Genomic DNA, 9,430 nt, shown 5'->3' with positions numbered 1-9,430 from the left:
TTGTTTGAGGGCCGAGGCCCCGGCCTTGATGTCGCCGGCGGAGGGTGAGCGGCGTTTGATTTCGGAGATAACGGCGAGCCGGCCGTCGGCGCGGCGGAGCGCGGTGGCGAAGGAGGGGGGGCGGGGCAAACGGGCGTTGAGCGCGGCGAGTTCGTCGAGCGACACTTCGCGCAGTCGTGGTGCGACTTCCTGCCGTTTCCAGGCCATGATCTCAGTGAGTTTGTCGGACATTGCGCCAAGATTAGCGCCTGCTCTGCCGTTCAGGCGCAAGTCGCAAGAAGGGCAGGGGAGGGAGTCTTTGGAGGGCGGGTCTCCTGACCCGCCGACGAGCCTTGCGCGTGAGTGCAAGGTTCGCACTTCCGCGATACGGATGGGCACGGCTGCGCCGTGTCCGGCGGGTCAGGAGACCCGCCCTCCATCTTGCCGGTGCGAGCCGGGAAAATCCGTCCATTATGCGCAGAGGATTGCAATCCCCCAATCGCCCAGCGGCACGTCGAGAGTTTTCCATCCGCGTTCGGCGGGGGGGGGGGGGGGAGGGGGGGCGTTAAATGAGAGAAGGCAACCGGAGATTAGTTCGTGGATTTTGGGTGTACCGAAAAAACCATCACGCACGGTCAGGCGGGCGGAGGTCGTGCCGGGAGGAGAAAATATGCAGGCGATCCGATGCGTCCCGGAACGCCCGGTTTTCACAAACCAGCGGGCGTCGCTGTCGGTTGGCGCGGTGGAGGTGGGGCAGGCAGAGGACGCAGGGGGGAAGTGGATGGGTTGTTCGAAGGCGCCGACGCAGCGCGCCACAAAATGCTCAAACGCGGATGAGCGGGTTTCCATGTAGGCGTCACCTAAAAATGTACCGACATGGATGATACGACCCGAATGAGAGTGGTGATGGTTGTTGTCACTGGCCGGGATGCGCGCCTCGCCAACGAGGACGCCATCCGAGTGTGTCGCCCAAGGGGGGGAGGTGGTTGGAAAACCGGACCAGGGAGTGAGCCATTGCCGGGCAGGCAAAATTTCTCCGTCAAGCAGGATGGATTGTTGCTTCAGGTCCAGTGTTCTACGGCCGACTTCACCGCCGGGCAGCAAACCCAATCGAGTGAAAAAGCGGTCGGAGGATTCACGGTAAATGCCTTCGGGCGTGAAGGCGCAGCATTCGGATTCGCAGACGAGAGTGCCGCCGTTGCGGACAAAGGTGGCGAGGGCGTTTTCGAGTTTTTCACCGGCCACAATCACGCGTGGGAGAAAGAGCGTGCGCAGTGGATTGGTTGGCGAGGGGGGAGCGGTGAGGGCGTCGAGGTGATTTTCTTCGATCACGGTGTAGGGGATCGAGAGATTAACGAGGGCGTGGCAGTAGCCTTCGAGCGCCTTGCGCGGAGTGTCGGCGTTGCCTTCAAGCGACCAGTGCAGGTAGTAACTCGACGGGCTGAAGAGCACGCCGACTGAGGGAGTGTCGGGTTCGTAGGAGGAAAGGAGGGCGCGGTGACGTGTAATGATATCACCGGTACGTTGCATGGCGGCGAGGCGGGAGGCAGCGTGTCCATCGTTGCCGGTGAGGCCGAAACCGGCGGACTCACGTCCGAAAACTTCGTCGCGCCAGCACCAGAAGAGCACCTTGTCGGCGCCGCTGGCGAAGCCGCGCCAGATCCAGCGTTGTTGCGAGGCGGCGTCCACGGCGGCGGTGGGTTGGAAACCGAGCGAGCCGCGTCCGCCCTGGACTTCACTGAGCCAGAGTTTTTTGCGGAGTGGCTGTGATGCAGCGGGCGGGACGCGCGCGCCACTTGTCGCGGCGGAGCGGACGAATTCCACGCGGGCGGTGAACGTGGTGTCGTCCATGCCAAAGAGTTTCGGAAAACTGGAGCAGCCGACGCCGTCGAGTTCGTCGGCGAAAACCCAGTCATTGCCGCGATCAAGCGCGTAGGCGTCGGACCAACCGGAGGTGATTGGCGTTGGGTCGCCGGCGTGGACCGTTACTGCGCGGTGCGGGTCGATGGATTTTATGAGATCGTAGCGGCGTTTGCCGTGGCGGTTGGCTTTCCAGGTGATGAAGCGCTGCCAGGCCATCATTTCGGTAAAGGGGCGCCAGTGGGTTTTGCCGGGCATGACTTCGGTCCACGAATGATAGCGGCGTTGCCACGCCTGATTCAGCTTGTCGAGTCCGCCGTATCGGAAATCCAACCACGTCCGGAATGCTCGCAGGCAGTGCGGACAGAAACAGACAAGGCCGTCGGATTGTTCGTGCCAGCGCAACTCGTTCCATGCATCCCAGCCGGCGAGGTGGGGGGTGTTCTGATAACGCGAAACAACTGCGCTCAGGAAACCGGCCATGCGTTCCCATACGGCGGGGTTTTGGGTGCAGCCACCGGGGGTAAGACCGAAGTTGGATTCTTCGCGCAGGGAGGAGACGACGCGGTGGCCGCGGTGGTCGATCATTTCGCTGCCGGGGACAATGTCGTGAATCCAGTGGGGTTGGAGTTCGGCGATGGTGCTGAGGATAACGTCGAGGCCAGCGTCCGCCGCGAGTTTCACGAGCCGGTCGTAGTCGTCGAATCGATACGCACCGGGCTTGCTTTCGACCCATGCCCAGGTGACCCAGAGTTGCAGCGTGTCGAGGCCGGAATCACGGATGCGGTGTAGATCGTCAGCCCAGTGTTTTTTTATCGGGAAAGGCGGGCGGTAGTATTGGACGCCGAGGTTCATGTGGCCGTCAGGGATCAGGGCAGGATGCGGAGCGTCGTGTTGCCGCCTTCGTCAATGACCTGTTTTCCCAGTGTCGTCGTGGAGGGAAAGGTGTTTTGTTCCACAACCACATCCGTGTTGTGGGCAATGCGAATGGCGGGGCCGCTGTTCGCTTCGGGGAGGAAATGGTTGTCGTGTATGCGAGCGACACGGGTGTTGCGGAGAGAAAGGGCGGCGTATTGCCATTGGGCGAAGGTGTTGCCGGTGATCTCCAGAGTGCCGTGCAGGCCGGGCGTGGTGACGGGGGAGCCAAGGCTGTTGGCCTTGATGATGATGAGCGGGGTTTTCCGGCTGTGCTCGAAGGCGGATTGTTCGAAGCGGTTTTTCAGGATGCGGAGGTTTTCGGCATACAGGCCTTCGGGCCAGCCGGGTTCGTTCATCACGGCGAGGGCGGCGCTGCTGGTTCCCGAATAGGTGCAGCCTTCGATGAGGCCGCTGGTCTTGGCGATGGTGCCGTGACGGCGGAGGTTGAGGAATTTTGTGTTTTTGATGACGAACTCTTGATCGGGGTTTTTGCGGTAGATTTGGGTGGTGTCTTTTCCGGTGCCGGTGCGGATGGGGGGGAGGGAGGTGTCGGAGGGGGCGAGGGTTAATTGTTTTTTGGATACGTTGACAGCGGTGATGGTGGCGTGATGGGTGATGAGGCCGGTGAGGGGATCGAAGAACTCGATCTGGTCGCCGGGAAGGAAGGTGCCGTGTGGCAGGACTTGGAGGGTGAGTTCGCCGGTCGGGGAAATGGCGGTGGCTTTGAAGGGTTTGCGGTAAATGTTGGCTCCGTCGTCGCCGAGTCCTTCGAAATGGCAGTCTTCAATGTGGGGGCCGCTGCGTGGGTTCTGGACGTGAACGCCGTCGGCATTGCCGCCTTTCCAGCGTCCGGGTTTGATGAGGGCTTTGCAGGCGAGGATGCTGAGGCCGGAGGTGTTGGAGCTGACGTAGTGGCCGGCGGTGGCGGCGTAGGTGGTGATGCTTTGGAAGGTGACGTTTTTGCTGCTTGAGACCATGAAGAGGTCTCCGCCGCCTTGCCTGCTGAGTTGCGCCCATTTGTCGCCGATGTGGAGGTTTTTCAGTTCGCCGGGGCCGGTGGGCGGGCGCATGTGGATTCTGAATACACCGTTGGGCAGGGGTTCGACATGTTTTGCAAAATAGGCGTTGTGGCAGCCGTCGCGCAGGCGTCCGGGGATGAGTGGATCGAGCGGATATCCGTAGGTTTGTTGTTCGGTGAAATGAGGCGCGTCGGGCAGCGGATGGGGGGCGGCGATTTCGATGTCGATGGCGCGCAGTTCCGGGTGGATGGCCCGGATGTGACCGGCGGTAAAGGGAATGGGGTCGTAGTCGATCACGAAGTCGCGGATGTGGATGTTTTCGGAATTGGAGAGGCCAAGAAATCCGTAGCGTGGGTTGGTGATGATGAATTCGGCGCCGTTGCCGTTGATGGTGATGTTGCTGGCGTTGGTGAGGCGAAACAGGCGCCATCCTTGTGCGCCTGCTTTTGGGGCGAGGAGGTGGCGTCCGGGTTCGAAGCGGAGTTCGCAGTGGTGCCCGGTTGTGCGCGCGTGTTCCTGTACGGCGTCCAGCGCGCGTTGGATCGACTCCGTGGCGGATGTCGTCTGGCCGGGAACAATTCCGTAATCGCGGGCGAGGTGCAGGTGCGGAGGGATAATCTCGCTGCCGGACAGGCTGGCTGCACAGAGCAGGGCGAACAGGGAAAGAGGTGCGCAAAACGTGCGGGAAATGCGGAAGGCGCCGGTGGCGCGGGTGGATGCAGGCATTGTTAGAAGGGCGTGTAGGGTTGGTCGAATATGCCGTTTTTGTTGGCGAGCAGATCGGCCTCTTTCCAGTGCGTCACATGGCAGTCAACAAAGGCGACGTAACCGCCGCCACTGTGACGGCGGACATAGGGAGTGCTGCCGCCCCAAGTGAGGCCGGTGGCTTTTTTGATTTCAGGCATCGCGGTGGTGTTTGCCGCGTTGGAGGGCGCGTCGGCGAGCAGGGACACTTTTGAGGGGGTGGCAATGCGATCAATGTTCGCCGATTTTCCATAAGCGGCCACGGCGTTGGACAGCGCGATGCCGCCATACCAGCCCACTGGCGGAACGATGGAGGGGCAGCGAAATACGCCGGAAATGGCGCTTCCCCAGTTGCGCGCGCCCGTCCGCCATTCGCAGTTGGGGACGTAGCCGCTGTCCACCAGTAGATTGGTCCACCATTGGCTGTTGCCCGCGTTGGCTTGGGACAGCCAGGGGATCTGGCCCTTGTGGTCGTTGGCATAGAGGCGGATTGCCAGGGCGAGTTGGCGCTGGTTGCTCAGGCACTGTGCCCCGCGCGCTTTTTCCCGCATGGAGCTGGCAACCGGAATAATGATCGCCGCAAGTATGCCGATGATGGCAATGACGGTCAGCAATTCGACCAAAGTGAAGCCTCGCCGTGATTGGCGCTGATGGGAAAGAACGCGCACGAAAACAGAGAAGCCGGAGTAGGGGAACGAGACTGTTTTCATGGGGATTAGAGCATTTTCAGTTGAGTTGTGTCCGTTGTCTTGGCGGTAGGGAGGCCTCTCCGAGGCCTCCGTGAGAGGATGCGAAACTCATAGGTGGTTGGAGCGTGGTTTCGGAGGCCTCGGAGAGGCCTCCCTACCAGGTATCAAATGGCTACAGTTTAAATGAAACTGCTCTAGTGCAGGGGGGACGAATTTGTTAGTGACGGAGGAGTGCAATGCGGCGGCGCAGCATCACAAGTCCGATGGAGGCGAGCCCAAAGAGCAAGGCCCAGGCGCTTGGTTCCGGGATGGTGCTGGTGGTCGAGAGCGTGAGTTGATCCAGATAAAAAGACTGTCCGCTGGAAATGTAGAGGTTGGTGAAGGAGGCGAAGCTGGTATCGGTGACTGTCGCGGCCGCGGTGACGCTGTTGCCGAGGTAGAGGGATAATGTTCCGCTGGAGTTCCAGGTCAGCCGGATGGCACCGAAGGCGGTGGAGGTGGTCGGTGTTGTTTCCGTATAGGTGAATCCTGAGTTTATATTGGAGCCCAACTCGTTCGCTCCGCTTGAACTGACGTTCAGGTTGGAGGGATTGACTCCGTTGACCTTGAGAATCCTGACGGTCCCGGTGCCTCCTCCTGCGACCGTGTACCAACGGAAACCATAACCGTAAACTTTGCCTTCCGCATCAGGGGCGCTGGTAATCAGTACATAAAACAACCGGTCGCTTCTCAATCCGGCGATTTTGACGCTGAGGTCGAAGTCTTCGATCAGTGGTGTTTCGGAGAATTTTGTCCAGATGCCGCGGTTGCCCAATGACAGCGCACTGCCGGCTCCTGCATCCAGAGAAATTGTGCCCGGGGTTCCGCTGGAGCTGTAGGCCATGTTCTTCCAGACATTGGTGTCGAAGGTGGTGAATGGCTCATTGATGAGGTCGCGGGCGGCGAGGACCGCCGGGAGCATGGCTGAAAGCCCCAGGGTGCAGGCGAGGAGGAACAGTGTCCGGAGTGATGGGCGGGATGTTGGTTTCATGGATTTTGTCAGTATTTTTGGATACGGGGAACGGGTGGAGAAAGGACGGGATTTACCAGCGAGGCGGGTGTGCTTGTGAGGGTGACGACTATGCCAGAGGCGGAAATTCTTGTCTTGGCTGAAAAAGATAAAAGATTTTGTTTTTTAGACATGACGCCTTCGTTCTCCCGGTCGAAAAAAACAAAGGGGCCGCCATTCACGGTGCAGATTCTCCACGATGGCTCCCTGGAGTATTTCCGGAATGTGACGCTGGGCGCGCGTCATTATGCTTTCGATACAAAGCGGTTCGTGCTGGCGGACCGGTGGCTCGATCACGAAACGGCGTCCTGGCACGAACTGGTCGCACGGGATGCCATTCAGGGGATCATCGTTGCCGCGCACAGGGAGGAGATGGTGAAACAGTTCACGGCATTGAAGGTGCCGGTGGTCAATGTGTCCAATGTCGTGCCGCAGTTGCGGCTGCCGTTGGTGACACAGGATGATGTGGGCGTGGGACGTCTGGCGGCGGAGCACTTGCTGGCATGCGGGTGCCGCGCTTTCGGTTTCTGGGGCGAATGGGCGTCTCGTTTTTCCGAACAACGTCTCACCGGGTTTCGTGACGTGCTGGGAAAACATGGGCTTGGGCAGGCATTGCATGTAAACGGGCAGTCGGCAATGGAGCCGGCGACGGAGAGCTTTGCCCGTATGGTGGAGTGGCTGCCGTTGTTGCCCCGTCCGATTGGTTTTTTCTGCGTGATGGATACGATGGCGTTGTATTTGCAGCGGGCGGTGACCTCGCTGGGCTGGCGGGTGCCGGATGATGTGGCGGTGCTGGGCGCGGGAGATGACGAGTTTTGGGTGAAGTTTGAAAATGTGCCCCTCTCCAGTGTGAAACTGCCGTCTCTTAAAATTGGATACGAAGCGGCGGCGTTTTTGGATGAGTTGATCGTGCGGGGGCGAAGGCGGAGGGAGGCGGGATGGAGTGAGGACGGCGGGCAGGGGAGGGTGCCGGTGCGGGTGCTGCCGGTGAGCGAGATCGCGGCGAGGCAGTCAACAGATACGTTGTTCGTGTCGGACGAGGCCGTGGCGCGGGCGGTGCGGCACATCCGCGCCAACGCGGCGCGCGAGCTTTATGTTGACGAGATCGTGCGGGCGGCGGGTGTTGCGCGGACGGCCTTGCAGCGGCGGTTCAAGGAGGTGCTGGGGCATTCGTTGATGGACGAGTTGACGCGTGCGCGGATTGTGCTGGCGCAGGGGTTGCTGGCCGGGAGCGACTTGCCGATGGAGACCGTGGCGGAGCGCAGCGGGTTGCCGAGTTCGCACCGGTTGAGCGTGGTGTTCCGAGCGGAAACAGGAATGTCGCCAACTGAATATCGGAGGAAATTTCGCGTGGTAATGTGAGCGGTGAGAGGATGTGGAGCGGCGTGGACAGTGCGTGCGGGACGGGGTGCCGCGTGCGGTCGTGCTCACCCCGTGCGCTTGAGCAGGAACACGCCCGCGCCGTCGTGGCCGTCCACCCAGGGGCGGAGTTGGCGGGAGTCGGCAAGGCGGAATTGGTTGCCGCATTTTTTTAGAAATGTCTGCACCACGGCTTCGTTTTCCTCAGCCTCCAAACTGCATGTGCTGTAAACGAGTCGCCCGCCGGGACGGACGTGGCGGGCAACGGCCTCGAGTAATTCGAATTGCTGGCGGGCGTGTTGCGCGATGTCGCTTTGTTGCAGGCGCCACTTCACGTCCACGCGGTGGCGCATGACTCCGGTGTTGGAACAGGGAACGTCAATCAGCACGGCGTCGAAGCCGTGCGGTGCAATCTTGTTGAGGACTGCGCCTGATCCGGGTTGGAGAAGGTTAAATTGTATCCGTTCTGTCGCTACGCCTGCCGGTGCGCGGGAAAGATTTTCGGCGAGGCGGAGCTGGCGTGCTTGCACGGGCAGATCGAGCGCAACGAGTCGGCCTCGGCCCATGCGGTCGGCAATGGCAAGGGATTTGCCGCCGGGCGCGGCGCAGGCGTCGAGAATGAGTTCGCCCGCAACAGGCGCGAGCAAGTCAATGGCGTGGCGCGTGGCGGGATTTTGAAGAAAAATATCGCCGGATTGAATCAGCGCTTCGATCTGCGGCCATTCATCGGTGTTCACTTCGTAAAACGACGGCCACGGCGTCGGTGACAACGCGGCGGCGGCAGCGGCGGCGGGAGGAGGGGGGGGGGGAGGGAGGGAGGCGTGTATCGCAAACGTGCATACACGGATGCGGGTCGCAGGTTCCACTCAAGCAAGGCGCGTGTGGATTCCGCGCCGAACTGCGCGAGCCAACGCTCCACCATCCATGCCGGATGCGAGTAATATTGGGCGAGTCGGGCTGCTGTTGCGAGCCGACCGGGCGGCTGTTCGTCGGCGAGCGCGGAGGCGAGTTTGCGCACGATGGCGTTGACCATTCGCGCCTCGGCCTGACTCGCCAGACGCTTCGTTTGCTCGACGGCGTGATGGGCAACTTTGGCAACATGACCGTCGCCGCCGCCTTCGATCAATTCGTAGCCCGCCAGCAAAAACACTGCCTGCACCTCCGCTCGCGGCATTCGGCTCATGAGCGGCGTGATGATGCCCTCGATCCGTCCGAGATGACGCAAGGCGCCGAGCACCAGATTCTGGCAACGTGCGCGTCCAGTGCGCCCTAGGTTGGCGGGGAGAACGGCGAGCAGCCCATCGACGCGCGCCCGTTCATCGAGCCAGCGCACGAGCAATCGTGCCGCTGCCAGCCACGCATCGCCGGGAGCATTATCTTGGGGAGTCGCTGTCACATGTGCATCCATCGGCACACGCTCCGCGTCCGTCGCCTGCTGGCAAGCGCGAACCCCTCCCCCCCCCCCCCTCAGGATGCTGAAACTGTTTGCAGCCACACCCCTTTTGACCCCGCATGAGCGCCCGTCAGTGATCGAACCCAATTGCCCTGCCAAACAACATCATGACACGAGTCCTTCTCACCACCACCTCCTTCCAAGACACTCCCGGCGTTCACCACGACATGCTGGCCCAACTCGACGTCGAAGTCGTCCGCGAACGCGGCCCGCTTTCCGAGGCACGCATGCTTGAGCTTGCCGGCCAATTCGACGCCTTCCTCTGCGGCGACGACGCCATCACCGCCGCTGTCATCGACAAATCGCTTCCCCGCCTCAAGGTCATCAGCAAATACGGCATCGGCCTCGACAAAATCGACGT

At 61.2% G+C, this 9,430-nt stretch carries 7 protein-coding genes and 2 pseudogenes; 2 read left to right on the top strand and 7 right to left on the bottom strand.

The annotated features are described in order from the left end of the window. The 5 genes and pseudogenes from OBACDRAFT_RS07445 to OBACDRAFT_RS07425 all read right to left on the bottom strand — a co-directional run. Positions 1-231: pseudogene (locus OBACDRAFT_RS07445) on the bottom strand (indole-3-glycerol phosphate synthase TrpC); the annotation flags it as partial. 219 nt (positions 232-450) lie between these two features. Then, the gene (locus tag OBACDRAFT_RS07440; RefSeq protein WP_043584270.1) at positions 451-2,694 is read right to left on the bottom strand and encodes a beta-galactosidase; all 2,244 of its coding nucleotides are present in this window, start codon (positions 2,692-2,694) and stop codon (positions 451-453) included. Positions 2,695-2,708: 14 nt separating this feature from the next. Then, complete coding sequence (locus tag OBACDRAFT_RS07435) at positions 2,709-4,502, bottom strand: right-handed parallel beta-helix repeat-containing protein (RefSeq protein ID WP_043584269.1); 1,794 nt, start codon at positions 4,500-4,502, stop codon at positions 2,709-2,711. A 2-nt stretch (positions 4,503-4,504) separates the two neighbouring features. Beyond that, positions 4,505-5,230, bottom strand: coding sequence for a type II secretion system protein (locus OBACDRAFT_RS25100; protein ID WP_052361417.1), 726 nt, complete (start codon positions 5,228-5,230; stop codon positions 4,505-4,507). 196 nt (positions 5,231-5,426) lie between these two features. After that, entirely contained in the window at positions 5,427-6,239 is an 813-nt protein-coding gene (locus tag OBACDRAFT_RS07425) for a PEP-CTERM sorting domain-containing protein (RefSeq protein ID WP_052361416.1), read from the bottom strand. A gap of 90 nt (positions 6,240-6,329) precedes the next feature. On the opposite strand from OBACDRAFT_RS07425, the gene OBACDRAFT_RS07420 reads away from it, so the two are divergent. Further along, a complete protein-coding gene (locus OBACDRAFT_RS07420) occupies positions 6,330-7,619 on the top strand; it encodes a substrate-binding domain-containing protein (RefSeq protein ID WP_232766790.1) in 1,290 nt (429 codons plus the stop codon). Between the two features lie 65 nt (positions 7,620-7,684). Here OBACDRAFT_RS07420 and OBACDRAFT_RS29525 read toward each other — a convergent pair whose 3' ends face one another. Then, the gene (locus OBACDRAFT_RS29525; RefSeq protein WP_232766792.1) at positions 7,685-8,353 is read right to left on the bottom strand and encodes an RsmB/NOP family class I SAM-dependent RNA methyltransferase; all 669 of its coding nucleotides are present in this window, start codon (positions 8,351-8,353) and stop codon (positions 7,685-7,687) included. After that, positions 8,350-9,111, bottom strand: a complete 762-nt coding sequence (locus tag OBACDRAFT_RS29520) for a transcription antitermination factor NusB (protein WP_232766788.1) — start codon at positions 9,109-9,111, stop codon at positions 8,350-8,352. The genes OBACDRAFT_RS29525 and OBACDRAFT_RS29520 overlap by 4 nt, the downstream gene beginning before the upstream one ends. 65 nt (positions 9,112-9,176) lie before the next feature. Between OBACDRAFT_RS29520 and OBACDRAFT_RS07410 the strand changes: the two are divergent. After that, positions 9,177-9,430 (top strand): annotated as a pseudogene (locus OBACDRAFT_RS07410) (3-phosphoglycerate dehydrogenase); the annotation flags it as partial.

The organism is Geminisphaera colitermitum TAV2, assembly GCF_000171235.2.
GTDB classification, from domain to species: Bacteria; Verrucomicrobiota; Verrucomicrobiia; order Opitutales; family Opitutaceae; genus Geminisphaera; species Geminisphaera colitermitum.
The sequence above is the reverse complement of the archived record's forward strand: the minus strand, read 5'-3'. Positions and strand labels throughout refer to the sequence as shown.

What these genes read in the sequence shown, in the direction of transcription:
- OBACDRAFT_RS07440 (WP_043584270.1), bottom strand. Translation starts at nt 2,694, where the DNA reads ATGAACCTCGGCGTCCAATACTACCGCCCGCCTTTCCCGATAAAAAAA.
- OBACDRAFT_RS07425 (WP_052361416.1), bottom strand. Translation starts at nt 6,239, where the DNA reads ATGAAACCAACATCCCGCCCATCACTCCGGACACTGTTCCTCCTCGCC.
- OBACDRAFT_RS07420 (WP_232766790.1), top strand. Translation starts at nt 6,330, where the DNA reads ATGCCAGAGGCGGAAATTCTTGTCTTGGCTGAAAAAGATAAAAGATTT.
- OBACDRAFT_RS25100 (WP_052361417.1), bottom strand. Translation starts at nt 5,230, where the DNA reads ATGAAAACAGTCTCGTTCCCCTACTCCGGCTTCTCTGTTTTCGTGCGC.
- OBACDRAFT_RS07435 (WP_043584269.1), bottom strand. Translation starts at nt 4,502, where the DNA reads ATGCCTGCATCCACCCGCGCCACCGGCGCCTTCCGCATTTCCCGCACG.